Origin of the sequence: Pseudarthrobacter sp. B907 (genome assembly GCF_040137805.1) — a bacterium.
In the GTDB taxonomy this organism is placed as follows: Bacteria; Actinomycetota; Actinomycetes; order Actinomycetales; family Micrococcaceae; genus Arthrobacter.
The window spans coordinates 63,417-88,936 of the sequence record NZ_JBEEQE010000009.1; the positions used below are offsets into that span (position 1 = coordinate 63,417).

Genomic DNA, 25,520 nt, shown 5'->3' on the forward strand with positions numbered 1-25,520 from the left:
AAAAGCCGGTTAAACGCCGCCGAGTCCACAATCGGCGGCAATGATTTCCGTAAAACATTGCCGCGAACTGCGGACTCGGCGGGGGAGGGGCGTTTAGTGCATGCCCAGCGCGGCCTCGATCGGACCGATACCGAAGAACAGCAGGAACGCGGCGGCCACGGCCCACATCAGCGGGTGCACCTCGCGGGCGCGGCCCTGGACCAGCCGGATCAGCACGAACGAGATGAACCCGGCGCCAAGGCCGTTGGCGATCGAGTAGGTGAACGGCATCAGCGTGAAGGTCAGGAACGCGGGGATCGCGATGCCCCAGTCCTGCCAGTCGATCTTGCCGACCTGGGAGACCATCATAAAGCCGACGACGACGAGCGCCGGAGCCACGGCTTCGAACGGGACCAGGTTGATCAGCGGGGTGAAGAACATGGCGACGAGGAACAGCAGGCCGGTGACGATCGAGGCCAGCCCGGTGCGGGCACCTTCGCCGATGCCGGCGCCGGATTCGACGTAGATCTGGTTGGAGGAGACGGACGCGCCGCCGCCCACAATCGCGCCCAGGGCATCGATCTGCAGCACACGGTCCACGTTGGGGATGTTGCCGTCCTTGTCGATCGTGCCGGCCTCGGTGGCCAGGCCCACCATGGTGCCCATGGCGTCGAAGAAGATGCTCAGCAGGATCACAAAGGCCAGCAGGGTGGCGGCCACGAAGCCGAGGTGCTCGAATGCGCCGAACGGGTTGGCCTTGCCAATCAGGGACAGGTCCGGAGCGGCCCAGTCGGTGAACTTGGGCGCCACGAGGGACCAGCCCTGCGGGTTGAATGGCTTGTCCTTCTGGAAGCTGGGCCCGATGTGCAGGGTGAATTCCAGGATGACGGACAGGATGGTGGAGGTGACGATGCCGATCAGGATCGCGCCCTTGACCTTGCGGACCACGAGGGCGATGGTGAGGATCAGGCCGAGCACAAAGACCAGCGTGGGCCAGCCGAGGAGCTTGCCGTCGAAGCCGAGGCCCACGGGGACGGTGGTGCCAGCGACGTCCGGGATGCGGCGGACGAATCCGGCGTTGACCAGGCCGATCAGGGCGATGAAGAGGCCGATGCCGACCACGATCGCGGTCTTCAGCCCCTCGGGGACGGCCTTGAACACCGCGGTCCGGAAGCCGGTGAGCACCAGGATCAGCATGGTGACGCCGGAGAGGACCACCAGGCCCATCATGTCCGGCCAGGTCAGGCCCGGATTGGTGGCGACCGTGACGGCCACGAACGCGTTGACGCCGAGGCCGGTGGCCAGCGCGAAGGGATGCTTGGCCCAGGCGCCCATCAGGATGGTCAGGATGCCGGCAACGAAGGCGGTGACGGCGGCGACTGCCGGGAAGCCGAGCGTTCCGCCGGACGAGTCCGGGCCGGAGAGGATCAGCGGATTCAGGACCACGATGTAGCTCATGGCGAAGAACGTGGCGAACCCGCCACGGATCTCGCGTGAGAAGTTCGACCCCCGCTCGGAAATCTTAAAATACCGGTCGAGTGCAGAGCCCTGCTTAAGCATTGGTCCTCCGGGAGGGAAAAGGGGTGTTGGCTAAATCCTATTAGGCGTGACGGCGCCCACCCGCCAAACTCGCCTAGTCTGTAAGGAAGCCAACACTAGGAGCGGGCCAGTCATGCGTTTGACCAGACAACTTCCGGGTGCCCTGCTGGGCCTGACCGCGCTGGTTGCGTTCCTGCTGGGCGCCGCGCTGCTGGGGGCCGGACCGGCGTCCGCCCACGACACCCTGGAATCGACCAGCCCCGCCGCCGGCGCAACGGTGCCCGCGCCGCCCGGGACGGTTTCGCTCACCCTCAGTGAGCGCCCGCTGGCCCTTGGCACCCAGATCAAGGTCACCGACGCCGCCGGCACCAATTGGTCCGACGGCGCGGTGCAGATCGTGGATAACGTTGCCTCGCAGAAGCTCAAGGCGGGCGCTCCGGCGGGGCCCTACACCGTGCAGTGGCGGGTGGCCAGCTCCGACGGCCACCCGATCGAGGGCACGTTCACGTTTACGGCATCGGCGGCGGGTACGGCGGCGGCCACCGCCCCGGCGTCGGGCACGGTGCCTACGCTCGGCACCGCCCCGCCCGGCTCGACGGCCGCGCCGACGCCCGCGCCGGACGCCTCCCAGCCGTTCCCATGGAGCATCGTGATCTTTGTCGCGGTAGCCGTGGGCATCCTGGTGGCCCTGGCGCTGTCGGCGAAGCGGCGCCTCAACGCCGGGGACGACTCCTAGGCCGGCAGGGCCAGCCCGCCGGTCAGCAGGGAGGGCATGCCCTCCGGGTTGACCTTGGCGGAAATGGCCTGGCCCACCAGCTTGGCCTGGCGCAGGACTTCCTTGGGCGTGGGCGTGATGAGTTCGCCGACGCCGACGAGGTACATGCCGAGCGCGTGCATGGCGGCCATCAGGTTCTGGCCGGCAGCCACACCAAGCTCGGCCAGCATGCGGCGCAGCTGGCTGTGCGCGCAACGGGTGAGGACCAGGTGGTCGGCGTACAGGATCCCGTTGGGGGTGCTGACCGCCCACGGCTGCATCCGGTGCGCGCCGGCGAGCACATCATCACAGGCGCCCCCAAGACCGCCCTCGGTGCCGAATCCGTCCGGGTCGAGGTGGTCAAGCTGCAGGGCACGGACGTCATTGCGGATATCGAGCTTGTGGCTGACGGCGTAATTGCGCAGGTGCCGCAGGATCTCGTTGCGTTCCCTGAGCGTCGCCGCGTCCGCCGCGTCGCACCGCTGCAGCGAGGAGGTGTTGGCCGGGTTCCCCGCGCCGAGCAGGTCCAGTCCGTCCACCACGATGGCGTCGACCCCCCGGCGCTGCAGCTCGCTGGCCACCGCCAGTCCGGAAAGCCCCGTGCCGATGACCACAGTGCTGGTCCGTTCGATTCCGCCGTACACGGGCATGCTCGACACTGCGGGGTCCTTCCTCGAATGATGCGGATTCCGGACCCATGCCCGGAACGCTTCACCATCGACCCGTCCAGGCGCACTCCACAGGGGAGCCTGCGATCTGAAAGACGAGTCTCGGTTCAGCAATGCCTCAGAGGATACCCAAGATTGCCGGCTGTGAACAGGGCCGGCTTCAGTTTGCTTTTTCGCGGTTTTACGCGGTTTCGCACAGGGCAGGACCCGCCGGATCGCCGCCGCCGCGCGGGTTCCCTGGACAGCGGAACGCCACGTAAACAGTTGGTAAAACCCGCCTGCCGGGCAGGTGGAGCCCGCATCCGCGCAGTTCTGGCAGAATAGCGGCAACAGAGCCACGTATCGCGAGGAGGCGGACCCCATGGCCCGAGAACAGGTGCATCCGGACCCGGCGGGAGACGCGGCCGTGGAGCATGCTCCCCGGGGGATCGTGGTCGGCGTGGATGGCTCGGACCACAGCCACTGCGCCCTGGTGTGGGCGGCCCGGGAAGCTGAGCGCCGGCGTCGTCCGCTGCACATCGTGACCGCCTACTCGGTGCCCGTCTTCGCCGCGTCCGGGCTGGACGGCGGCTACGCCACGGTGGACGATTCGGTGATCCGGGAAGGCGCCGAGGCAATCCTGAAGCAGGCGCTGGACAAGGTGGCCGGCTACAACATCGACGTCGACGCCTCCGTGGAGAACGGCGACGCCTCCGGCGTCCTGCTGGAGATGACGGAGACCGCCGAACTGCTGGTCTTCGGCACCCGCGGCCGTGGCGGCTTCGTGGGCCGGCTCCTCGGATCGGTCAGCAGCGCGCTGCCCGCGCACGCCAAATGCCCCACCGTCACCGTCCCGCTGATCTGCGGGGACCGGCTGGGCGAGACTACCGATGACAAGCATGTCCGGGCCGAGCGGGAAAAGTCCGGGCACCAGCTGGTCGAAAACGTCGTGGTGGTGGGGGTGGACGGCTCCGAGCAGGCCCGGGTGGCGGTCCTTGAGGCCGCGGCCCAGGCCGAACGCCTCGCCGCGCCGCTGCGCCTGGTCTGCGCCGTTCCGCAGTACAGCGGCTCGCTCGCCTGGGTTCCCGCACCGATGGACCGCGAGGCCCTCTTCGCCGACATCCGGGTCCAGCTCGACGCCGGGGTGGCCTGGCTGAAGAGCCATTTCCCCCGGCTGGAGGTCGAAACGCAGCTCGTGGACGGTTCCCCGGTCGACATCCTCGTCGAGGCGAGCCGGCACGTGGAACTCGTGGTCGTGGGCACCCGCGGCCGGGGCGGCTTCGCCGGGATGCTGCTGGGATCGACCTCCGACGGCATCCTGCACCACGCCAAGGGCCCCGTTATGGTGGTCCCGGACCGGGAGGATCCCCGGCTGGCCGACCGGCCCAGCTTCGGACCCATGCTCGGCTCCTAGGCCGAACGCTTCCTCGCCCAAGGGAGGGCCGCCAGGTGGAGCACACATCCGTTTCGGGGACAAAGCCGCAGCCCGGACTGGTGATGGCCCTTGAGCTGACCGGCGCGGAACGGCTGGCCGAGGTCGGCGGCAAGGCCGCCAACCTCGGCGAACTGCTGCGGGCCGGGCTGCCGGTCCCGGCGGGATTCTGCCTGACCACCCAGGCCTACCGGCGCGCCACCGAAGGCGCCGGGCTCGACGCCGTGCACACGTCCCTGGCCGCGGCCTCCCCGGAGGACCTTCCCGGGCTCGCCGCCCTGGCCGCTGCCGCGCGCCGCCTGGTCCTGGCCGCGGACGTCCCGGCCGACGTTGTCCAGGCGGTCAGCGAGGCCTACGCGGTGCTGGGCCCGGACGTCCCCGTGGCGGTCCGCTCGTCCGCAACCGCCGAGGACCTGCCGTTCGCCAGTTTCGCCGGCCAGCAGGACACCTTCCTCAACGTCGTGGGTATTGAGGCGGTCCTGGCCGCGGTCCGCGAGTGCTGGGCCTCGCTCTGGACGGACCGCGCGGTGAGCTATCGCGCCTCCCACGGGATCAGCCCCGCGGCCGTGTCGCTCGCCGTCGTGGTCCAGCGGATGGTGGATGCGGCCACGGCCGGGGTGCTGTTCACCGCGAACCCGGTCACCGGAAGGCGGCATGAGGCGGTCATTGATGCCAGCCCGGGCCTCGGCGAGGCCGTAGTCTCCGGGGCGGTCAATCCTGACCATTTCGTCATCGACAGCGCGACCCGCAGGATCCTCGAGCGCCGGATCGGGAGCAAAGCCGTGGCCATTCGGCCGCTCCCCGGCGGCGGAACCAAACGGATCATCCAGCCCGACGCCGGCACCCGGCCGTGTATCGACGACTCCGGGCTCCTGGCGCTGGAACTGCTGGGCCGCCGTGCGGAGGTGCACTTCGGTGCGCCCCAGGATCTCGAATGGGCGATCGACGACGGCGGAGCGGCGTGGCTGACCCAGTCCCGGCCCATCACCACGCTCTACCCTTTGCCGGAGCGGCAGCACGCCCCCGGCGGGACCCGCGTCTACCTGTGCTTCAGCCTGGCGCAGGGCCTGACCCGCCCGCTGACGCCGATGGGGCTGGCAGGGTTCCGGCTGATCGCCTCGTCCGTGGCCCGGGCGGCGCATTTCGAGGTTCCCGTCCCGCACGACGGGCCCTCCCCGTATGCCGCGGCCGGGCAACGGCTGTTCTTCGACCTGACACCGGTGCTGCGCAACGGCGTCGGACGGGCCCTTGTGCCGCGGGTCTTCGACGTGATGGAAGCCCGCTCCGCGGCGGTGCTGCGGTCCTTGTTCGATGACCCACGGTTCTCCGTCACCAGCCGCTCGCCGTGGCGGCTGCTGCGGCACGTTGTCCCCGTGGCGGCACGGGCCATGGTCCCGGAGTCGCTGCTGCGCGCACTGGTCCGGCCGGAGGCCGCGTTGCGCCGTGCCGAGCGCTTCGGCGAACGCTTCCGGGCCGCCCTGGTGGTGCCGGCCGGGTCCACCGCGGTGCAGCGGCTGGACCACGTGGAGCGCATCCTGGGCCGGGAACTGTTCCCGGTGGTGCCCAACATCCTGCCGCTGCCCGCCCTGGGCTTTGCCTTGCTGGCGGCCGCCGGCAGGCTGCTGGGCACCAGCGCCGGGCCAGGCACGCTGCAGCCGGTGCTCCGGGGGCTGCCCCACAACGTGACCACCGAGATGGACCTGGCGCTCTGGCAGCTCGCCGAAACGATCCGGGCCGACGACGGCGCCGCCGCGGTGTTCGAGGGCACCGGGCCCGACGCCGAAGCGGTGCCGGAGCTGGCCCGCCGCTACCGTGCCCGGGAGCTGCCCGCCGTCGTGCAGTCCGGGCTTGCCGGATTCCTGGGCCGCTACGGGCACCGGGCGGTGGCGGAAATAGACCTCGGCGTGCCCCGCTGGTCCGAGGAACCGGCCCACATCCTCGGCGTCCTGGCCAACTACCTGCGGCTGGAGGATCCCGGCCTGGCCCCGGACCGGCAGTTCAGCAAGGCCGCAGGGGACGCCGAGGCCCAGGTGCAGCGGCTGGCCGCCGCCGCGGGCCAGCGGGGCCGGCTGCGCGCAGCCCTGGTGCGGGCGGCACTGAAACGCACCCGGATGTTCGCCGGGCTGCGGGAACTGCCGAAGTACCACATCGTCGAGGCCCTCGCCGCAGTGCGCGCTCAACTGCAGGCCATCGGGACGGAGCTGGCCGCGGCCGGCCGCATCGCGGACGCCGACGACATCTTCTTCCTGGACCTGGTCGAAGCCCGCGAGGCCCTCGCCGGACGGACTCTGCACGCGGTGGTGGAGGTGCGCCGCGAAGACTATGCCCGGGAACTGGGCCGCCGGCACATTCCGCGGGTGCTGCTCTCGGACGGCACCGAACCGGAGGCGCTGCGGTCCCGCACATCCGGGACGGGCGCGGACGCAGGGGTGCTGAACGGCACCCCGGCTTCGGCCGGCACTGTCACCGCCGCGGCCCGCGTCATCCTCGACCCGCAGGGTGCGCGGCTGGAGCCCGGCGAGATCCTGGTGGCACCATCCACGGACCCTGGCTGGACGCCGCTGTTCCTGACCGCCGGCGGGCTGGTGATGGAGATGGGCGGCCCCAACTCGCACGGCGCCGTCGTCGCCCGGGAGTACGGCATCCCCGCCGTCGTCGGAGTCCCGGACGCCACCACGCTGATCGCCACCGGGCAGCGCATCACGGTCGACGGCGGCGAGGGCAGTGTGGTCCCGGAGTCGGGTCCCACGGATGCCTAGCGACGGCGGGCCGATGGGTGATGACGAGGGCGCGCCGGTGACGCGCGACGCCGCGCCGGCTGCCGAACAGGCGGGGGAGCCGACGCCTGCAGCCGCCGGTGTCGACGATCGCTGGCTCCCGGGCTGGCTCGTGCGCCGCCCGCTCACCGCCGGCTGGGTGTGGGCGGGTTTCTGGGCGGCCATGATCGTCGCCGACGACGTCTTCGATTTCGCGGGATGGACCTGGTACGCGATGGTCGGGATGGCCGCCCTGCCCACCCTGCTGGCGACCATCGCGCTGCTGCGGGCCACTCCCCGCCGGTACCTGAAACGGCGCAAGGACTCCGTGCTGGGCCACTTTTTCGTCCGCTTCCTCGCCCTTACGGCTGCGTTCCTGGTCTGGGGTGTCTCGGTGGTCATGAGTGCCTCCATCTCTACTACCATCCAGTCCCTGGCCGGGGCTTCTGAGCGGGAGGTGACAGCGCTGGGCTTCCACCTCCTGCTGGCCGCGGTCCCCCTCGTGGTGTCGGTGCTGTGGCTGGCGTTCATCATCCGCTGCGCCTGGTTCCTGCGGCGCCTCCGCGGCTGGAAGCAGGACCCCTCGACGGCCGGGCTGCCAAAGAAGTTCCTGCGCCGGAGGCCGCGGCTCAGACGGGTTGTGGTGGGGCTCGCGCACCCGGGGCTGCTGCTCGTTGCCGGGCTGGGGACCTCCGTCCTGGCCCTTTTGCTCGGAGCGGTCGAGGCGACGCTGAATGTGCTCACCTAGCCGCGCCGCCGGGCACTGGAGACGCGGGAGGCTGCCCGGAGACCCGTGGCATCAATGTCCGCCCAAGAGGTGATGCAGGCCGCTCCCGGGCGTAATGTTGATTCATGAACTGCAATGTTGGTGCGCGGTCGCAATGACCCGCCCCTGGCTGCGCTGGTTGCCGGCCGTCACCGTTCCTGCCGTGATCGCCGCCGGGGTGCTGGCGGGATCCCTGCCGGCCAGCGCGGGCGATCCGCTGCCGGCCAAATCACCCGAGCAGGTCCTGGCGCTCATCGCCCAGCACCGCGAAACGTCCTTCTCCGGAACTCTGGACCAAACCTCCAGCCTCGGCCTGCCGGAACTCCCGCAGGCCGGTCCGGGAGCCGCGAACGGCGACACCGCCTGGCTGGAGCTGCTGACCGGGCCGCACACCGCCCGGATCTACCGTGACGGCCCGGACAACGCCCGCATCCAAGTGCTGGACCGGCTGGCGGAGCGCGACGTCGTCCGGCACGGCGCCGAGGTCTGGTTCTACAACTCCAAGGACAACACCGCCGCGCATGCCGTCCTCCCTGCCGGGCTGAAAGACCGCCACGGCTCCGGGAAGGACGCGGTTCCCGCCCCGGACCAGCTGGCCGAAAAACTCCTGGCCAAGCTGGAGAAGAGCAGCGACGTATCCGTCGGGACGGATGTCCAGGTGGCCGGACGCGCCGCCTACCAGCTGATGCTCACACCCAAGTCCTCGACCACCCTGCTGGCCTCCGTGGCGATCTCGGTGGACGGCCAGAACGGTATGCCGCTCGGCGTCGAAGTGAAAGCACGCGGCCAGGCGGACCCGGCGTTCCGCGTCGCCTTCACCAAGCTCTCGCTCGAGACCCCGGACGCCGCAATCTTCACGTTCAGCCCACCGCCCGGAGCAACCGTCAAGGAACTCCCGGTCCCGGACCACAAATCCGACGGCGCCAAGGACCGGCCGGACGACAAGGCCAAGGCCAAGGAAGGCTTCAAGGACAAGGTCCACGTCAGCGGAACCGGCTGGGAATCCGTCATCGAACTTCCGGCGGGTGCTCTGAACGGGACCGCGGGCAAGGCCCCGGAGCAGCAAGGCGGGCTCGGGAGCGCGGCGTCGCTGCTGGCCCAGGCGAGCGTCCCGGTGCCTGGCGGCAGGCTGCTTTCCACCGCCCTCGTGAACGTGCTGATCCTCGACGACGGCCGTGTCTTCGCCGGATCCGTCCCGCTGGAGCGGCTCCAGGCCGCGGCCGCCGGGCGGTGACCGCCGTCGCGCCGTCCACCGAACTGAGCATCGAGACCCGGGGGTTGAGCAAACGCTTCGGCCGGCAGCTGGCGGTCGACGGCGTCGACTTGGCCGTGCCGCGCGGTTCCGTGTTCGGTTTCCTTGGCCCCAACGGCTCGGGCAAGACCACCACCATCCGGATCATGCTGGGCCTGGCCGCTGCTTCGAGCGGCTCGGTGCGCGTCCTGGGCGAGGAGATGCCGGGGCAGCTGCGCACCGTGCTGCCGCGGGTCGGCGCGCTGGTCGAGGGGCCCGCCTTCTACCCGTTCCTTTCGGGGGCGGCGAACCTGCTGCGCTTTGACGCCGCGGACCCGGGGGCGCCGGCGCGGACACGGCGGGAGCGCGTGCGCACGGCGCTCGAGCGGGTGGGCCTGGGGCACGCGGCGGAGAAGAAGGTCCGGGCCTACTCGCTGGGCATGAAACAGCGCCTCGGCATCGCGAACGCCCTGCTGGTGCCCCGGGAGCTGCTGGTGCTGGATGAGCCGACCAACGGTCTGGACCCGCAGGGCACCCGCGAGGTGCGGCACCTGGTCCGTTCCCTCGCCGCCGACGGCGCCACCGTGTTCGTCTCCAGCCACCTGCTCGCCGAGGTGGAGCAGATCTGTACCCACGCGGCCATCATGAGCGCCGGACGCCTCGTGGCGCAGGGCCCGCTCACGGAGCTGCGCCGGGCCGGAAACGCCAGGATCCGGCTGCTGACCCCCGACCCCGGGGACGCCGCCCGGGTGATGGCAGGCCTGGGGCTGCGGCCCGACGGCGGCACCTCCGCGGCGGCCGGCGAACTGCTGTTCGCGCAGCTGCCTGCCGGGCCCGACGACGACGCCCCCACGCCGGAGGCACTGGTGCAGGCCCTCGTCGCGGCCGGCGTCCGGGTGCGCGGCTTCGCCCTGGAACAGGGCAGCCTTGAGGACCGTTTCGTCGAGCTGACGGGAGAGGGGTTTGACGTTGCCCAATGAACCGTCGGTAGCCCTCCCTCCGGGCGCGGCCAGGGCCTCCGGCCTGCGCCTGCTCGGGTCCGAACTCGGCGTGCTCTTCCGCCGCCGCCGGACCTGGGCCATGCTGCTCGCCCTGGCCGCCATCCCGGTGCTGATCGCCGTGGCCGTGCGGCTCTCCTCCGCCGTGCCGCCGGGGCGCGGGCCCGCTTTCCTGGACCGGATCAGCCAGAACGGGCTGTTCGTGGGCGTCACCGCGATGCTGGTGGCCGTGCCGCTGTTCCTGCCCCTGACCATCGGCGTGGTGGTCGGCGACACCCTGGCCGGCGAGGCGGGCCTGGGAACCCTGCGGTACCTGCTGGCGGCGCCGGCCGGCCGCGGCCGGCTGCTGCTGGTGAAGTACGCCGGCGCCGTCGTGTTCGCCGTCGCCGCCCCGCTCACCGTGGCGCTGGTGGGGGCCGGCATCGGGGCGGCGCTCTTCCCGGTGGGGCCCGTGACACTGCTCTCCGGCGACACGATCGGCGCCGCCGAAGCGCTGGGACGGCTGCTGCTGATCGCCGCCTACCTGGCCGTGTCCCTCGTCGGGCTGTCCGCGATCGGCCTGTTTATGTCCAGCCTCACGGACGTGCCCGTCGGCGCGATGGCGGCCACGGTGGTGCTCGCCGTGGTCGCCCAGGTCGCGGATGCGCTGCCGCAGCTGGAGTGGCTGCACCCATGGCTGTTCAGCCACCGCTGGCTGGACTTCGCCGACCTGCTGCGCCAGCCCATCGTCTGGGACTCGTTCGCCGCCAACGCCTTGCTGCAGGGCGGGTACCTGGCCGTGTTCGGGTCGCTCGCCTACGCCAGGTTCGCTACCAAGGACGTGCTCTCCTAGGTCCTCCGGCCGGTGCCGGGACCGGGTGTCAGTCCGGGGCGTCAGTAGCGGGCGGCGATGGGGTGGAGCTGCATCCCGGACATGGCGGCAAGGTCCGTCACGGTGATACCCGCGTCCACATTCAGCGCCTGCACCACCCGCCCGCCGCCCAGGTAGATGGCCACATGGTAGAACCCCGGGGCAGACCCCCAGACCAGCAGGTCGCCCGGCTGCGCCTGGGACAGCGGGACGTGGACGGGCGCCTGGGCGAACTGCTCGGACGCCGTCCGGGGCAAGGACTTGCCGGCCGCCGCGAAGGCATTCTGCACCAGGCCCGAGCAGTCAAAGCCGTAGGCGCCGGTTCCGCCGTACTGGTAGAAATACGGCGCGCCGGTCTTGCCCAGCGCCACCGACACCGCGGTCTGGTTGGAACCGCCCGGAGCCGGCGCGGGCGGGGGCGGCGGGGCAGGAGCCTGCGGCGGGGCCGGTGCCGGGACTGGCGGCGCGGGAAGATCGGGAGCCGCCGGGGGAGCAGGCGCCGGAGGAACAGGCGCCGGCACGGCCGGCGCGGGCACGGCGGGCGCGGGCGCCGGCTGCCCCGGCCGGGCGGGCTGCGGGGCCGGCAGCTGGTTGGACACGGCCGTCACGGCCGCCAGCTGCGCCTGCTGGCGCTGCCGGTCCAGGGCATCCACCCGCGCCGACTCGAGTGCCACGGTGGTGTTCCGCAGTGTGGCCAGCTGGTCCACCAGTACCGTGCGCTGCGCCGCGGCGTCGGTCACCGCGCGCTGCCGGGCCTCGTTGGCCCGTTCGGCGTCGGCCTTGCGGGATTCCGCCGTGCGGGCTGCGTCGTCGGCGGCGCGGTCGGCGTCGGCCGCGGAGGCCTTTGCCGACTGGGCGGCAGCGGCGGCGGTTTCCGCCGACTGGAAGGCCCGGGTGCGGCCGGCGGCAACCGCCTCAAGGGTGGCGGCCTGCTGCAGGGCCTGGCCGTTGCTGCTGACCAGGCTGCCGAGGGCCGGCGTCATTCCGCCGTTGCGGTACAGGTCCCCGGCGAGCTGGCCGATCAGCTTGCGCGCCTTGGCCTGTTCGGCCTCGGCGGCGGAGGCCTTGGCGGCCGCCAGCTTGGCGGCGTCCCGCCGGATCCCGAGCTCCACCAGGGCGTCGGCGTAGGCGTTGTTGGCCGAGAGCGAGGCGGCCAGCCCGTTGTCCCGGGCCGTTGCCGCCTCCGCCAGGAGGCGGTCGATGCGGGTGACCTGCTCCGCCGTCGCGCTTTCACTGGATTTCGCCGCGGCGATGTCCTCCGGCGACGGAAGGTCAGGGGCGGCCGGCACCCTCACTCCCGGGACGGAGCCCGCAGGGGCCGGAGCGGCCTGGGCCGGGACGGCCAATGTTGCCAGCAGCACGACGGCGGTGCAGAGGGCTGTGCCCCTGCCGACCGGTCGGGTCCAAACCATGGAAAACCTCGCTGCGTTCAGGCTGGCGCGAGCGAGGTCGGAATTTCGGCACGGTTAAATGCCCCTCTGCGGATCGCCCAGCACGGACGAGGCTACGTGCCAAATACCACTTTGGCAACAGAGGTCACATCAATAACATAAACAACAATGATGTCATTCGGTCACATTTATTCCGGTGTGTCGCGTCGTGACCGGTCGGACGTCAGGCGTGCTGGTGGGCCTCGTGCTCCGCGTGGGTGGCGGGTTCGAGCTGGAAGGTGCAGTGCTCGGTGTCGAAGTGCGAGCCGAGGCAGCTGACCAGTTTGTCCAGCACCCGGTCGGCCCCGCGGGCGCCCAGCGCAGCGTCCTCCACCACCACGTGCGCGGAGAACACCGGCACCCCCGAGGTGATGGTCCAGATGTGGATGTCGTGGACGGAGACCACACCGTCCACGGCCAGGATATGTTCGCGGATCATTTGCACGTCCACGCCCTTGGGCGTGGCTTCGAGGAGCACGTCGACGACGTCGCGGAGCAGGTGCCAGGCCCGGGGCAGGATCATCAGGGCGATCACGATCGAGGCGATGGTGTCCGCGGCCTGGTAGCGGGTGGCCATAATGACCACGGCGGCGACAATGACGGCGAAGGAGCCCAGCAGGTCGCCGAGCACCTCGAGGTAGGCGCCGCGGACGTTGAGGCTTTCCTTCTGGGCGCCGCGCAGGATCAGCAGCGATACGAGGTTGGCGACTGCGCCCAGGACGGCGGCGAAAAGCATCACGTCGGTGTGCACCTCGGGGGCCGATCCGAGCCGTCGGATGGCCTCCGTGAAGATGACCACGGAGATGACGATCAGGACCAGCGCGTTGGCCAGCGCGGCCAGGACTTCGGCCCGCTGGTAGCCGTAGGTCCTCGCATCGCTCGCCGGCCGCGCCGCGATCCAGGCGGCCAACAGGGCGATGAAAACGCCGGCCGCGTCGGAGAGCATGTGCCCGGCGTCGGCGAGCAGGGCCAGCGAGCCGGAGACCATGGCGCCGGCGACTTGGATCAGGACCACGGCAAGGGTGATGGCCAGGACGGCGATCAGGCGTTTGCGGTGCTTGCCGGTGGCCGTAATGCCGTGCGAGTGGCTGTGGTCGTGTCCCATGATTCCAAGGCTAGTCGCCCCGGGGCTGGCTAGCCCCAGCCGAGCTCGTGCAACCGCTCGTCGCTGATGCCGAAGTGGTGCGCGATTTCGTGCACCACGGTGACGGTTACTTCCTCGACCACGTCCTCGCGGGAGGTGCAGAGCTCCAGGATCGGCCGGCGGTAGATGGTGATCCGGTCCGGCAGCGAGCCCGCGTCCCACCAGGAATCCCGCTCGGTCAGCGGCACGCCCTCGTACAGGCCCAGCAGCACGGTGTCCGGGTCCTCGCCGGGCTGCGGGATGTAGTCGTCCTCGATGAAGACGGCCACGTTGTTCATGGTCTTCGCCAGCTCCGGCGGGATCTGGTCCAGCGCGTCACCCACGGCGGCTTCGAACTCGTCCTCGGACATCGGGAACGGCCCGCCCTCGGGCCCGGTGCGCTCGCGGCCGTCGTCGTTTCCGGAGTCGTTTGCGTCAGGCACGATCGGCAGGCCGGGTGGCAGTGAAGCGGGCATACCCAGAACTCTATGCCCCCGGCTTCGCGACCGGCCCGGGAGTCTGGCGGGAATTCGGGCGCGAGCGGCGCCGGGTCAGGGAGACGCCGGCGAGGCAGATCATGCCGCCCACCAGACCCCAGATCGTGGGAATTTCGCCCAGCACCAGCCAGGAGATCAGGATCGTGGTCCCCGGCACCAGGTAGGTGGTCGCGGCGAGCCGTCCGGCGTCGATCAGGGAGAGCGCATAGGCCCAGGTGGTGAACGCGATCGCGGTGGGGAAGACACCGAGGTAGACCAGGCCCAGCGTCGCCGGCAGCGGCGCGGCCTGCAGCTCGGCGACGAGCTGGCCGCTGAAGGGCAGGCAGCACACGGCGCCCACCATGATGCCGAACCAGGTGGCCTGGGCCGCGGGGAACTTCCGCAGCACCGGCTTCTGCACGATGACGCTGACCGCGGCGAGGGCGGCGGCGAGCAGGCAGAGCAGCACCCCGGCGACGTCCGCCGTCGAGCGCTGGCCGGAGCCGAGGGCAATCACCGCGACGCCGCCGAATGCGACCAGGCTGCCGATGATGAGCCAGCGCGGGAAGCCCTCTTTCAGGATGATCCCGGCCATCACGGCGACCAGGATGGGGTTGACGTTGATCAGCAGCGCGGCCGTGCCGGCGTCGAGCATGTGTTCGGCGGCGTTCAAGGCAACGTTGTAACCGCCAAACCACATCACGCCGTAGGCCAGAATGGGCCACCACTCGCGGCCCCGGGGGAACGCGGCCGCCTTGCGGAACTGCGGCAGCACCACCAGGCCCAGCACGACGGCGGCCACCGAAAGCCGGCCCAGGGTCAGCGCCCCGGGGGAGAAGCTGGGCCCGACGGCGCGGATCCCCACAAAGGCCGATGCCCAGAGGACCACGGTGACGACGACGGCGGCGATCCCCAGCCCGCTGATCTGTCCAGGCCGGAGGGGCTTGGCCGCGGCGGGCGGGGCGGCATGCGCGGCCGCCTCGTGGGTGCTGTTGGGGTGGATGCTGTCCGGGTTTGTGGTGCCCGGGTGGGCGCTGTCCGGAGTGGGGGAGCCTGTCTCGGCGGTTGTTGCCATGCTGCCAATCTAGCCCGAGCGGCGGGCCTGCGGCTGGCGGAAATCGGTCAGGTCTAGTCGGTTTCCTGCCAATGTTCCCGGCAGTGGTCCGGCCAGCGGTTCGGGCAGCGCCGCGGCCGGCCTCACCGGAGGACGCGGGCGGCCGCCTGGACGGCGTCCGCCACCTCGCCCAGCGCCGCCGAGCCGCGCCGCCACTGCTGCCAGTACAGGGCCACGTCCACGGGGGTGCCGGGACCGAGGAGCTCCAGCGTCCCGGCCCGGAGGTCCTCGCCGATCTCGATCTCGGGCATCAAGCCCCACCCCATGCCCCAGCGGATGGCATCGCCAAACTCCTGGGCGGCCGGGACGTAGTGCCGCGGCGGCTGCAGGGCTGAACGGCTGAACCGGCGCAGCCAGCGGTCCTGCAGATCGTCCTTGCGGTCGTAGACCAGCACGGGGGCGTGGGCCAGCGCCGCGGCCGTGACGCCGGATTCAAACCAGCGGCGGGAAAACTCCGGCGCGCAGACCGGAAGGTAACGCATAACTCCCAGCCTGCGCGAAGAACAGCCCGGAACCGGCGCCGCCGTCGCCGTGATCGCGGCGGCCGCGGCGCCGGCGCGCAGAAGGTCCAGCGAGTGCTCCTGGTCCTCGCGGAGGATCTCCAGCTGGATGGTGTCCCCAACTGCCGCCAGTCCGGCCAGGGCCCAGGTGTGCAGTGAATCGCTGTTGATCACCAGGGTCAGGCGGGTCCGCCCGTGGGGTTCCGCCGGCTCCAGTTCCTCGGCGAGGTCCGCGGAGAGCAACTCCAGCTGTCGGGCGAACCGCACCACGGCCTGGCCGGACTCCGTGAGCCCCGGCGGCCGGGCCCGGGTCAGCACCGGCCGGCCGACGGCTGCCTCGACGGCGCGGATGCGCTGGCTGATGGCCGAGGGTGTCACGGACAAGTGGGCGGCTGCCGCGTCGAAGCTGCCATGGGTGATGATGGCCGCCAGCGTCCGGGCCTGTTCCGGCGAGATGTCGATCATTAGCCCATCTTACGTATGACCAGAAAGTTTAACTGGTTTCATCTGGAGGCGGCACCTACCGTTGAACAGTGATCTTCCCCCTAGTTTCCGGCCTCTCCGCCGGGCTGTCGCTCATCGTCGCCATCGGCGCGCAGAACGCCTTCGTGCTGCGCCAGGGCATTCAGCGCTCCCACGTCGCCATGGTGGTGGCAGTCTGCGCCGTGTCGGACCTGCTGCTGATCCTGCTGGGCGTCGCCGGCATCGGGGTCCTGCTGGACCGGGCGCCGGCTGCCCTGGTGGTGATCCGGTGGGCCGGGGCCGCCTTCCTGCTCGCCTATGGGGCGCTCGCAGCCTGGCGTGCGGTCCGCGGGGAGCAGCTGGACCAGACCCTGGGCAAACCGGCCGGCAGCCGGGCCGCCGTGCTGGCCACCTGCCTGGCCTTCACCTGGCTCAACCCGCACGTCTACTTGGACACCGTGCTGCTCCTCGGGTCGCTCGCGGCTGCCCAGGGCGAGGCCGGACGGTGGTGGTTCGCCGCCGGGGCGGGCCTGGGCAGCATTGCCTGGTTCACCGCCCTCGGCGCGGGGGCGCGGTTCCTGACCGACCTGTTCCGGCGCCAGGCTGCCTGGCGCGTGCTCGACGCCATGATCGCCGTCGTGATGGTGACCCTGGCCGTGTTGCTGCTGGCCTGAGCGTTGCGGCCGGATTGGCAGGCTACCTGCCGCGCCCGGCCCATTCCAGGAGCCGATCCACGGGCCAGGTGGTGATGATCCGCTCCGCAGGCACGTTGTTCCGGGCGGCCCGCTCCGCGCCGTACTGCAGGAAGTCCAGCTGGCCCGGGGCGTGCGCGTCGCTGTCGATGCTGAAGAGGCAGCCGGCGTCGAGCGCCAGTTGGATCAGTTCATCCGGCGGGTCCTGGCGCTCCGGCCGGGCGTTGATCTCGACGGCGACGTCGTGGTCCGCGCAGGCCTCGAACACCCGCTTCGCGTCGAACTCCGACGGCGGCCGCGTCCCCCGCGAGCCGTTCAGGAGCCGGCCGGTGCAGTGGCCCAGCACCCGGGTGTGCGGGTCCTCGATTCCGGCCAGCATCCGCCGGGTCATGGTGCGGCTGTCCGAGCGGAGCTTCGAGTGCACGCTCGCCACCACGATGTCCAGGCGGTCCAGCAGCTTTGGGGCCTGGTCCAGCGTCCCGTCCTCCAGGATGTCGACCTCGATGCCGGCGAGCAGGCGGACGCCTGGGCGGCCGGCGTCGATCGCTGCGACCAGGTCCAGCTGTTCACTCAGGCGTTCGGCGCTCAGCCCGTTAGCGATCCGCAGCGTGGGCGAGTGGTCGGTCAGGGCCAGGTATTCGCGGCCGAGCATCCGGGCAGCATCCAGCATGGCCTCCACCGGGGACCCGCCGTCGGACCAGTTGCTGTGCGTGTGCAGGTCCCCGCGGAGGCTGGCCAGCAGCTCGCGGCCGCCCTCGGCGAGCGGCGCGGCGCCGCGTTCGCGCAGGCCCGCGAGGTAGTCGGGAATCCCGCCGTCGACGGCCTGGGCGATCACCTCGAACGTCCGGTCGCCGATCCCTTTCATACGCTTGAGCCGCCCGTCCCGCATCCGCGCGGCCAGTTCCTCGGGGGAGAGGCCGGCGATCAGATCGGCCGCCTTGCGGAACGCCTGGACTTTGAAGGTGGTGGCGCGCTCGCGTTCGAGCCAAAAGGCGATCTCGTTGAGGGCAGCGGCGGCGTCCATCTGCCCATCATCCGCACAGCGGTACCGGCCTTGTCCAGACCCCGCCGGCTGCGTATTCCCGGGTCGTGGGGCCGATTTTGGAGTTTCCGGAAGTTGGCCCTATAGTTTTATAGGTCCAGTTCGGAGGAACCCGAAGGGCGCAAAACGGAAGGCTTCGGCCCTTGTTTTTTGCCCTTGATCCAGTGGGTTTTACCGGATGGCGTCCTGGCCCCCATCGTCTAGCGGCCTAGGACACCGCCCTTTCACGGCGGCGGCACGGGTTCGAATCCCGTTGGGGGTACGCAAGGAACTGGTCGGGCCGGATGAAAAAGTCTGGTAGGCTAAAGGCCTTGAAAAATTGCAGTAGCGATACTGCAAGCAGCAAGAAACAGCAGTAAAAGCAAGGCCCTGTAGCGCAGTTGGTTAGCGCGCCGCCCTGTCACGGCGGAGGTCGCGGGTTCAAGTCCCGTCAGGGTCGCTCTGATTGCCAGAAGAAATTCCGGCCGTCAAGGTGACACGTCACCTAGGCTCTGTAGCTCAGTTGGTAGAGCGTTCGACTGAAAATCGAAAGGTCACCGGATCGACGCCGGTCGGAGCCACCAGCTAGAACCCCGCAGTTCCCGGTTTTAGGGGAGCTGCGGGGTTTTTTCGTTTACAGCGTGAAGCGTGAGCCGGGGCGCCGACTGCGGGAAGTCGGCGCCCCCCTGTCCGGACCGGTCAGCGCCAGCCGAGCTGTGGCGCCACGTGCTGGAGGATGGATTCGATCACGTGGGCGTTGTAGTCGACACCAAGCTGGTTCGGGACAGTGAGCAGCAGCGTGTCTGCGGCTGCGATCGCCTCGTCTTCGGCCAGCTTGGCGGCCAGTTCGTCCGGTGCGCCCGCGTAGGACCGGCCAAAAATGGCACGGGTCTTCTCGTCGATGTTGCCCACCTGGTCCGAACTCCGGCGGTCCCGGCCAAAGTAGTGCCAATCGCGTTCGTCCGTGAGTGCGAAGATGCTGCGACTGACCGAAACGCGCGGTTCCCGCTCGTGCCCGGCTTCCTTCCAGGCCTGCCGGTAGAGCTCGATCTGCTCCGCCTGCTGGATGTGGAACGGCTTGCCGCTCTCGTCGTCTTTGAGCGTGGAGCTCTGCAGGTTCATGCCAAGCTTTGCCGCCCAGACGGCAGTGGCGTTTGAGCCGGAACCCCACCAGATGCGCTCGCGCAGACCCTCCGAGTGCGGCTCCACGCGCAGCAGGCCGGGTGGGTTCGGAAACATCGGGCGCGGATTCGGCGCCGCAAATCCCTCACCAGTGAGCACCTCGAGCAGTCGCTCGGTGTGCCGGCGGCCCATGTCGGCGTCGGACTCGCCCGCAGCGGGAGCGAAGCCAAAGTGGCGCCAGCCCTCGATGACCTGCTCGGGTGACCCCCTGCTGATGCCCAGCTGCAGCCGGCCTCCGGAGATCAGGTCTGCCGCGCCGGCGTCCTCCGCCATGTAGAGCGGGTTCTCGTAGCGCATGTCGATCACGCCGGTACCGATCTCGATGCGGCTGGTCCTTGCCCCGATCGCGGCAAGCAACGGGAACGGGGACGCATATTGCTGGGCGAAGTGGTGGACGCGGAAGTATGCGCCGTCCGCCCCCAGTTCCTCGGCCGCGACGGCGAGGTCGATCGCCTGCAGCAGCGCGTCCGACGCGGTGCGCGTGCCGGATTCTGGGTGGTCGGTCCAATGGCCGAAGGAGAGGAATCCAATGTTCTTCACACCGGAAGCCAACGTGGTGATGTAGACACCTATTCCCCAGGTCAGGGCGCGGCCGGGGTTTTTCGTTTACAGCAGTACGACCCATTCGGCGTAGAAGATCCCAAGGGCGACGGCGACGAACAAGCCCGCAATGATCCAGAAGCGGGCCACCACAGTCACCTGTTCCCAGCCCTTCAACTCAAAATGGTGATGCAGCGGCGTCATGAGGAAGACGCGCTTACCTCCGGAGAGTTTGAAGAAGCCCACCTGGATGATGACGGACAGGGTGATCATCACGAACAGCCCGGCCATGATGACCAGGAGCAGTTGGGTGCGCGACAAAATGGCGAATCCCGCGATGGCGCCGCCGAGGGCGAGTGACCCGGTATCGCCCATGATGATCTTCGCCGGCGTGGTGTTCCACCAGAGGAATCCGACGAGCGAGCCGCACAATGCGGCGGCTATCAGGGCCAGGTCCAGCGGATCCCGCACTTGGTAGCAGATATTGGCGGGGACACCGGGATCAGCACATCGTTGGTTGAACTGCCAGATGCCCATCAGCATGTAAGCACCGAAGACTAAGATTGACGCCCCCGCGGCGAGGCCGTCGAGCCCGTCGGTGATGTTCACGCCGTTGGATGCCGCTGTGAGGATCAAGATGGACCACAGGATGAACAAGATGGCGCCGATCAGCGGCCCGGCAAAGGCTAGATCGAAGGGCGTGTCCCGAACGAATGAGATTGCGGTGGAGCCTGGCGTGCGGCCGTTTTCGTCGGGAAAGCTGAGGGCGAGGATGGCGAACGTAGTCCCGACCGCCGTCTGGCCGATGATCTTCGCCGGCGCAGTGAGTCCGAGGCTGCGCTGTTTGGAAACCTTGATGTAGTCATCGAAGAAGCCCACAAGTCCCATGCCGACGGCGACCATGAGCAGCAGCAGTCCCGAGGCAGTTGGGCCTGCCGAAGCCACGCCAAGCATGGTCATTATGCCGTGGGTTGCGAAGTAGGCGATGACCACGGACCCAATGATCCATGCCCCGCCCATGGTGGGAGTGCCTCGCTTGGTGTGGTGCGAGGTGGGCCCGTCGTCGCGGATGAACTGGCCGTAGTTTCTCTTCACCAGGTATCGGGCGAGCACCGGTGTGCCGCTCAGCGCCAAGATCAGGGCCAAGCCCGCAGCAAGAAGCAGCGCAATCATTTCAGTGGTGCACCCTTCTGTTCCCCGGACCAGGTCCGTCGCATCCAGTCGTTGGCTGAGGTGGATCGCCGGGCACCGCCGCCGCCTCGTTCGACGCCGATCCTAGCGGATCGCTTTTCACCCCCCCGGCCCGGCACCTCCATCGATTGCTCCGTAACCGCCCTTTTGGGGCGTCATGACGGCAGTTATGGAGCAACCGATGCGGATGGGTGCTCGACGGCGGCACACGGGTTTGGGGACACGCCGACGGGCCCGGCTAGACTCGCACGCTGGGGAAGACGCCAATGCCGTGGTCCGTCCCGAGGAGGGGTCCGCGGCGCAATCTCGACCAGAAGAGTGATTTTGAATAAGACTGCACGCCCGCTGACCGCCGCCGCCCTGCTTGCCGCCCTGGCCTTGACCGCCTGCTCGGCACCTGAAGCCGCCGCCCCGCCGTCGTCCTCCGCACCGCCAGCGTCGGCATCCGCAACGGCCAGCGCCACCAAGTCCTCGGGCCCCTACGGCGATTTTCCGACGGCGGCCGAAGCCTGCAAAACGATCTCGGAGCAGGCCACGGGCGCGTCGCTGTTCCCGCTCTCGGCGGCGCAGGGTAAGACCGCCGAACTCGAACAGTTGAAGGCCGAAATGAGCCGCACGGCCGAGCGGGTCCCGGACAGCTTGAAGGCCGCCTTCGCCAAACTCAACCAGGTGGCCGTGGCCGGCCTGAGCGACCAGACCGTCTACTCCAGCGGCAAGTTCCAGGCCGCCATGGCGCCGGTGACGGGCTGGATCGCCGCCAACTGCAAGTAGGCCGCTCCGCCCCCGGCCCCGCCCCGGCGGCGCCCCGGCGGCCCGGTCGAAATCCTGCCCATCCGGCCCCATGGTCGCCCCCTAGCGCTAGGGTGGTGTCAAAGAGAAGGGGGAGTGCCAGATGGAGTACCAGGATCCTCAGTCCGCACCGGGCCTTGAGGCGGGCCAGCCGGGGTCGGCCCGTACCGCGACCGGCCGCACCGTGATATCCGAAGCCGCCGTCGCCAAGGTGGCCGGCATCGCCGCCCGGGCCGTCCCAGGGGTCTATTCCCTCGGCAGCGGACCGTCCCGCGCCCTCGGCGCCTTCCGCGACGCCGTCGGCAGCACGGACCACGCCGCCGGGGTGCGCGCCGAGGTTGGCGAGACCCAGGTGGCTGTGGACATTGACCTCGTGGCGCTCTACGGCACCCCGCTTCATCCCCTGGCGGACCAGATCCGGGCCGCGGTCTACGCCGCCGTGGAGGAACTCGTCGGACTCCAGGTCATCGAGGTCAACATCGAGATCCACGACGTCTTCGTCCCCGGCCCGCCCAAGCCGCCGGCCCCCGGCGAAACCCGGCCCGTGAGAGAGGTACTCCAGTGAACCTGACCGTAGTCGGTATGGCCGCCGGCGCCTTCCTGGCCTTTATGTCCTTCGCGTTCGGCGTCTGGGGCTTCCTGGGCTCCCTGCTCTTCATGGCCCTTGGAGCCCTGCTGGGCCGGGCGGCGGAAGGGAAACTGGACCTGCGCAGCGTGTTTGACGCCATCACGGGCCGGCGTTCCTCCTCATGAGCGTCCCCGCAGGACGGCCCTTGGACGGACACAACCGGATTAGCACCCAGGCCCTCACCAGCGTCGCCCGCGCCGCCGCCGCCGAGGCGCTCGGCGTTCCGGCCCAGGACGTCCGGGCGGACTGGACCGACGACGGCGGCCTGCTCGCCCTCTCGCTCGCCACGCCGATCGCCGTCCCCTCGCTGACTGCCGTGCTTCGGGACCCGGCCCGCGTCGCCGGCTTCGGCGGCCCCATCTGGGACCGCGCCGTGGCCGCGAAGGCGCAGATCCTTCGCCGCGTGACAGAACTCAGCGGCGCGCAGCTGAGCCGGGTGGATATCCGCATCAGCGGCGCCAGCGTCAGCGACGGCGGGAGGGTTCGGTGAGCCACGCCGCTGAACGCCACTACGGCGAAGCCGCCGCGCCCCGGGAGACCGGAACCGACGAAACCGGCGCCGGCCCCATCGCCGCCCCGGGTGCCGGGCCCGGGAGCCGCCCCGCGGCGGCCGGGATGGAGCGCGTCCTGGCGCGGGAGACCAGCTCTTCCCGCGCGTTCGCCGCCTCCATCGCGGCGATTCTGGTCATCGGGCTGTGCGGCTACGCCCTGCTGGAGACCGCCGTGCGCGCCGTCGGGCAGCCACCGTGGCTGATCGACCCGCAAACCGCGGCGGACCGGATCACGGCCCTGCCCGCCGGCGTCGCCCCGCTGCTGCTCGGCGTCACCGGCGCCGTGGTCTTTGCCGCCGGGCTCTTCTTTTTCCTCAACGCGGTGCTGCCCGGACGGCGGGCCCGGCACGTGCTCGCGGACCCGCGGGCCGCCGTTGTGGTCGACGACGAGGTGATCGCCTCGGCGCTGGCGCGGCGTGCCAGGCTGGCCGCCAACGTGACGCAGGAGCAGGTGATGGTGGTGGTGTCCCGGCGCCAGGTGCTGGTCAATGTCCGGCCCACCTCCGGCGTGCCGCTGCGCGAAGCGGACGTGCTGGCAGCCGTGCAGGCCGAGCTCCGGGCCATGGCGCTGTCGCCCATGCCCGAGGTCCGGGTCAACCTTGCCTCCTCGGGGGTGATCGGCGCGTGAACGGCACCCCACGAGTCCTGAACCGGATCCTGATCGGCATCCTCGGCGCCAAACTCCTTGTCATTGGAACCCTGATCGTGCTGCTCGCCACCGTACCTGCGGTCGGAAGCTGGTGGCAGGGCTGGTCGGCCGGGATGTGGGGCGCCGTCCGCGGACTGTTCGACCGAACCCGGTTCCCCGGCCGGGCCGAAAGCTGGCTGTGGATTGTCATGGTGGTCCTGCTGCTGGCGGTGATCGGTGTGATGGTGGCGTGGCTGGCACAGCAGGGCAAGGGCCGGGCGAACCTGCTCGTCGCCGAGGACGACCCCGGTGAGGTCCCGGGCAGCGTCCGGATCGGCGGGGGCGTGGCGGAACAGGCGCTCAGGGCCGCCCTGGCCGACCGGCCGGACCTGGCCGGCGCCACGGTGGCCACCTATGAGTTCGAGGGCGAACCGGCCTTGCGGGTCAGGGTGCTGCCGCGCCAGGGTGTGGCCCCGCACCTCCTGGCCGGGGAGGTCTCGGCCCTGGTCGAGGCGCTGGACGCCGTTGTTGGCAAACGCACGCCCGTGCTGATCCACATCGGGTCCGGCGCCCGCTCCAGGTTCGGCCGCGCCGAACGCGTCCGCTGAACGAGTCAACTGACCGGAAGCCGCGCGCGTCAGTCCGGTGAGGTTTTGGCAACATTTACCCCACCCGAAACCCCGGCCCCACACGGCCCGCCGCCGCGGCCGGCCGGGGCGCAGGGGCCGGACACCGGTCCCGCCTGTGGTTTCCGTTGCATAAAGGTTTAATGTAAACGCTTGCATTTCTCGCCGCCGGGTCGCTAGTGTGATGGTCACCACACCAACTGCACCACCGGTCCATCCGGTACTCAGCGAGGAGCACCTGTATGAAAACCCGTAAGTATCTACTTCCCGTAGCCGCGGCCGGTGTTCTGGCCCTCTCCCTCTCGGCCTGTGCAGGCGGCGGCGGGGGCGGCGGCGGTGGCACCTCGGGCGGCGGCGATGCGGCGGCCAACCTCGACGGCCGCGGACCCATCACCTATGTCCAAGGCAAGGACAACAGCAACGTGGTCCGCCCGCTGATCGAAAAGTGGAACGCCGCGCACCCGAACGAGAAGGTCACGTTCAAGGAGCAGACCGACCAGGCCGACCAGCAGCACGATGACCTGGTGCAGAACTTCCAGGCCAAGAACGCCAACTACGACGTGGTCAGCGTCGACGTCGTCTGGACCGCGGAGTTCGCTGCCAAGGGCTGGCTCCAGCCGCTCAAGGACAAGATGGCCCTCGACACGGCCGGGATGCTGAAGCCGACCCTCGACGCCGCGTCCTACAAGGGCACCCTTTACGCCGCGCCGGAGTCTTCCGACGGCGGCATCCTGTACTACCGCAAGGACCTGGTCCCGACGCCGCCGAAGACCTGGGACGAGATGATGGGCATGTGCTCCATCGCCAAGACCAACAACATCGGCTGCTACTCGGGCCAGTTCTCGAAGTATGAGGGTCTCACCGTCAACGCTTCCGAGGCGATCAACTCCTTCGGCGGCTCCGTGCTGGACAAGGACGGAAAGCCGAGCCTGAACACCGCGGACGCCAAGGCGGGCTTGACCAACCTGGCGAAGGCCTACTCGGACGGCAACATCCCCAAGGAAGCCATCACCTACAAGGAAGAGGAATCCCGCCAGGCATTCCAGGACGGCAAGCTGCTCTTCCTGCGCAACTGGCCCTACGTCTACAACCTGGCCACCACCGAGGGTTCCTCCAAGGTCAAGGACGTGCTCGGCATGACGGCGCTCCCCGGCAAGTCGGGCCCGGGCGCTTCCTCGCTCGGCGGCCACAGCGCCGGCATGAGCGTGTACTCCAAGAACAAGGCCACCGCGCTGGACTTCCTGAAGTTCCTCACCACCGAGGAGACACAGAAGTTCTTCGCCACGCAGGGTTCGCTCGCTCCGGTGCTCACCAAGCTCTATGACGACAAGGAACTCGTCGCCAAGCTGCCGTACCTGCCGGTGCTGAAGACCTCGATCGAGAANCCGGTGCTCACCAAGCTCTATGACGACAAGGAACTCGTCGCCAAGCTGCCGTACCTGCCGGTGCTGAAGACCTCGATCGAGAACGCCGTCCCGCGTCCGGTGACCCCGTTCTACCCGGCCGTGACCAAGGCCATCCAGGACAACGCATACTCGGCCATCAAGGGCGAGAAGGCAGTGGACGCAGCGCTGTCCGACATGCAGAAGTCCATCGAAACCCAGTCAAAGTAGTC

General features: G+C 69.8%; 25 protein-coding genes and 3 tRNA genes. 18 read left to right on the forward strand and 10 right to left on the reverse strand.

Annotated features, from left to right (window positions below; all coding sequences use genetic code 11):
* Positions 1-93: 93 nt before the first annotated feature.
* A complete protein-coding gene (locus ABLI39_RS09765; protein WP_349413225.1) occupies positions 94-1,539 on the reverse strand; it encodes an NCS2 family permease in 1,446 nt (481 codons plus the stop codon).
* 112 nt (positions 1,540-1,651) lie between these two features.
* Here ABLI39_RS09765 and ABLI39_RS09770 point away from each other — a divergent pair, with 112 nt between their 5' ends.
* Positions 1,652-2,254, forward strand: a complete 603-nt coding sequence (locus ABLI39_RS09770) for a copper resistance CopC family protein (protein ID WP_349413226.1) — start codon at positions 1,652-1,654, stop codon at positions 2,252-2,254.
* Here ABLI39_RS09770 and ABLI39_RS09775 read toward each other — a convergent pair.
* Positions 2,251-2,922, reverse strand: a complete 672-nt coding sequence (locus tag ABLI39_RS09775; RefSeq protein WP_349413301.1) for an FAD-binding protein — start codon at positions 2,920-2,922, stop codon at positions 2,251-2,253. The genes ABLI39_RS09770 and ABLI39_RS09775 overlap by 4 nt on opposite strands.
* Positions 2,923-3,301: 379 nt before the next feature.
* On the opposite strand from ABLI39_RS09775, the gene ABLI39_RS09780 reads away from it, so the two are divergent.
* From ABLI39_RS09780 to ABLI39_RS09805, 6 genes are all read left to right on the forward strand, one after another.
* Positions 3,302-4,333: a universal stress protein gene (locus ABLI39_RS09780; RefSeq protein ID WP_349413227.1), complete on the forward strand. Its 1,032-nt coding sequence runs from the start codon at positions 3,302-3,304 to the stop codon at positions 4,331-4,333.
* 83 nt (positions 4,334-4,416) lie between these two features.
* A complete protein-coding gene (locus tag ABLI39_RS09785) occupies positions 4,417-7,110 on the forward strand; it encodes a PEP/pyruvate-binding domain-containing protein (RefSeq protein WP_349413302.1) in 2,694 nt (897 codons plus the stop codon).
* Positions 7,103-7,855: a hypothetical protein gene (locus ABLI39_RS09790; protein ID WP_349413228.1), complete on the forward strand. Its 753-nt coding sequence runs from the start codon at positions 7,103-7,105 to the stop codon at positions 7,853-7,855. The genes ABLI39_RS09785 and ABLI39_RS09790 overlap by 8 nt, the downstream gene beginning before the upstream one ends.
* Before the next feature lie 133 nt (positions 7,856-7,988).
* Positions 7,989-9,107: a LolA family protein gene (locus ABLI39_RS09795; protein WP_349413229.1), complete on the forward strand. Its 1,119-nt coding sequence runs from the start codon at positions 7,989-7,991 to the stop codon at positions 9,105-9,107.
* 44 nt (positions 9,108-9,151) lie between these two features.
* On the forward strand, positions 9,152-10,084 hold the full coding sequence (locus tag ABLI39_RS09800; RefSeq protein WP_349413230.1) for an ABC transporter ATP-binding protein: 933 nt from the start codon (positions 9,152-9,154) through the stop codon (positions 10,082-10,084).
* The gene (locus ABLI39_RS09805) at positions 10,068-10,934 is read left to right on the forward strand and encodes an ABC transporter permease (protein WP_502935217.1); all 867 of its coding nucleotides are present in this window, start codon (positions 10,068-10,070) and stop codon (positions 10,932-10,934) included. Before ABLI39_RS09800 ends, ABLI39_RS09805 begins: the two co-directional genes overlap by 17 nt.
* Positions 10,935-10,975: 41 nt before the next feature.
* Here the strand turns inward: ABLI39_RS09805 and ABLI39_RS09810 are convergent, their stop codons facing one another.
* The 5 genes from ABLI39_RS09810 to ABLI39_RS09830 form a co-directional block, all read right to left on the reverse strand.
* The gene (locus ABLI39_RS09810; protein WP_349413231.1) at positions 10,976-12,364 is read right to left on the reverse strand and encodes a C40 family peptidase; all 1,389 of its coding nucleotides are present in this window, start codon (positions 12,362-12,364) and stop codon (positions 10,976-10,978) included.
* 202 nt (positions 12,365-12,566) lie between these two features.
* Positions 12,567-13,487, reverse strand: coding sequence for a cation diffusion facilitator family transporter (locus ABLI39_RS09815; protein WP_349413232.1), 921 nt, complete (start codon positions 13,485-13,487; stop codon positions 12,567-12,569).
* 29 nt (positions 13,488-13,516) lie between these two features.
* On the reverse strand, positions 13,517-13,981 hold the full coding sequence (locus tag ABLI39_RS09820; protein WP_349413233.1) for a metallopeptidase family protein: 465 nt from the start codon (positions 13,979-13,981) through the stop codon (positions 13,517-13,519).
* 10 nt (positions 13,982-13,991) lie between these two features.
* Positions 13,992-15,056: a DMT family transporter gene (locus tag ABLI39_RS09825; RefSeq protein ID WP_349413234.1), complete on the reverse strand. Its 1,065-nt coding sequence runs from the start codon at positions 15,054-15,056 to the stop codon at positions 13,992-13,994.
* A 122-nt stretch (positions 15,057-15,178) separates the two neighbouring features.
* Positions 15,179-16,060: an ArgP/LysG family DNA-binding transcriptional regulator gene (locus ABLI39_RS09830; RefSeq protein WP_349413235.1), complete on the reverse strand. Its 882-nt coding sequence runs from the start codon at positions 16,058-16,060 to the stop codon at positions 15,179-15,181.
* A 68-nt stretch (positions 16,061-16,128) separates the two neighbouring features.
* On the opposite strand from ABLI39_RS09830, the gene ABLI39_RS09835 reads away from it, so the two are divergent.
* Positions 16,129-16,731, forward strand: coding sequence for a LysE/ArgO family amino acid transporter (locus ABLI39_RS09835; RefSeq protein ID WP_349413236.1), 603 nt, complete (start codon positions 16,129-16,131; stop codon positions 16,729-16,731).
* 22 nt (positions 16,732-16,753) lie between these two features.
* On the opposite strand, the gene ABLI39_RS09840 is transcribed toward ABLI39_RS09835, so the two are convergent.
* Entirely contained in the window at positions 16,754-17,773 is a 1,020-nt protein-coding gene (locus ABLI39_RS09840; protein WP_349413237.1) for a PHP domain-containing protein, read from the reverse strand.
* Positions 17,774-17,980: 207 nt separating this feature from the next.
* Here ABLI39_RS09840 and ABLI39_RS09845 point away from each other — a divergent pair.
* The 3 genes from ABLI39_RS09845 (at position 17,981) to ABLI39_RS09855 (ending at position 18,354) form a co-directional block, all read left to right on the forward strand.
* Positions 17,981-18,053 (forward strand) — tRNA-Glu (locus ABLI39_RS09845).
* A gap of 103 nt (positions 18,054-18,156) precedes the next feature.
* A tRNA-Asp gene (locus tag ABLI39_RS09850) sits at positions 18,157-18,230 on the forward strand.
* A gap of 48 nt (positions 18,231-18,278) precedes the next feature.
* Positions 18,279-18,354: transfer RNA gene (locus ABLI39_RS09855), tRNA-Phe, on the forward strand.
* Positions 18,355-18,469: 115 nt separating this feature from the next.
* Here ABLI39_RS09855 and ABLI39_RS09860 read toward each other — a convergent pair.
* Complete coding sequence (locus ABLI39_RS09860) at positions 18,470-19,492, reverse strand: LLM class flavin-dependent oxidoreductase (RefSeq protein ID WP_349413238.1); 1,023 nt, start codon at positions 19,490-19,492, stop codon at positions 18,470-18,472.
* A 66-nt stretch (positions 19,493-19,558) separates the two neighbouring features.
* A complete protein-coding gene (gene mraY, locus ABLI39_RS09865) occupies positions 19,559-20,665 on the reverse strand; it encodes a phospho-N-acetylmuramoyl-pentapeptide-transferase (protein WP_349413239.1) in 1,107 nt (368 codons plus the stop codon).
* A 336-nt stretch (positions 20,666-21,001) separates the two neighbouring features.
* Here mraY and ABLI39_RS09870 point away from each other — a divergent pair, with 336 nt between their 5' ends.
* From ABLI39_RS09870 to ABLI39_RS09900, 7 genes are all read left to right on the forward strand, one after another.
* Positions 21,002-21,454 (forward strand): hypothetical protein, encoded by a 453-nt coding sequence (locus ABLI39_RS09870; RefSeq protein WP_349413240.1) that lies wholly within the window; start codon positions 21,002-21,004, stop codon positions 21,452-21,454.
* A 121-nt stretch (positions 21,455-21,575) separates the two neighbouring features.
* The gene (locus ABLI39_RS09875) at positions 21,576-22,037 is read left to right on the forward strand and encodes an Asp23/Gls24 family envelope stress response protein (RefSeq protein WP_349413241.1); all 462 of its coding nucleotides are present in this window, start codon (positions 21,576-21,578) and stop codon (positions 22,035-22,037) included.
* A complete protein-coding gene (locus ABLI39_RS09880) occupies positions 22,034-22,225 on the forward strand; it encodes a hypothetical protein (RefSeq protein WP_349413242.1) in 192 nt (63 codons plus the stop codon). The genes ABLI39_RS09875 and ABLI39_RS09880 overlap by 4 nt, the downstream gene beginning before the upstream one ends.
* Positions 22,222-22,590 (forward strand): hypothetical protein, encoded by a 369-nt coding sequence (locus tag ABLI39_RS09885; protein WP_349413243.1) that lies wholly within the window; start codon positions 22,222-22,224, stop codon positions 22,588-22,590. Before ABLI39_RS09880 ends, ABLI39_RS09885 begins: the two co-directional genes overlap by 4 nt.
* 125 nt (positions 22,591-22,715) lie before the next feature.
* Positions 22,716-23,279, forward strand: a complete 564-nt coding sequence (locus ABLI39_RS09890; RefSeq protein ID WP_349413304.1) for a hypothetical protein — start codon at positions 22,716-22,718, stop codon at positions 23,277-23,279.
* Positions 23,276-23,887 carry a hypothetical protein gene (locus ABLI39_RS09895; RefSeq protein ID WP_349413244.1) on the forward strand — a complete coding sequence of 204 codons (612 nt, stop codon included), beginning with the start codon at positions 23,276-23,278 and terminating at the stop codon, positions 23,885-23,887. The genes ABLI39_RS09890 and ABLI39_RS09895 overlap by 4 nt, the downstream gene beginning before the upstream one ends.
* A gap of 260 nt (positions 23,888-24,147) precedes the next feature.
* Positions 24,148-25,518: an ABC transporter substrate-binding protein gene (locus ABLI39_RS09900; RefSeq protein ID WP_349413245.1), complete on the forward strand. Its 1,371-nt coding sequence runs from the start codon at positions 24,148-24,150 to the stop codon at positions 25,516-25,518.
* Positions 25,519-25,520 lie beyond the last annotated feature (2 nt).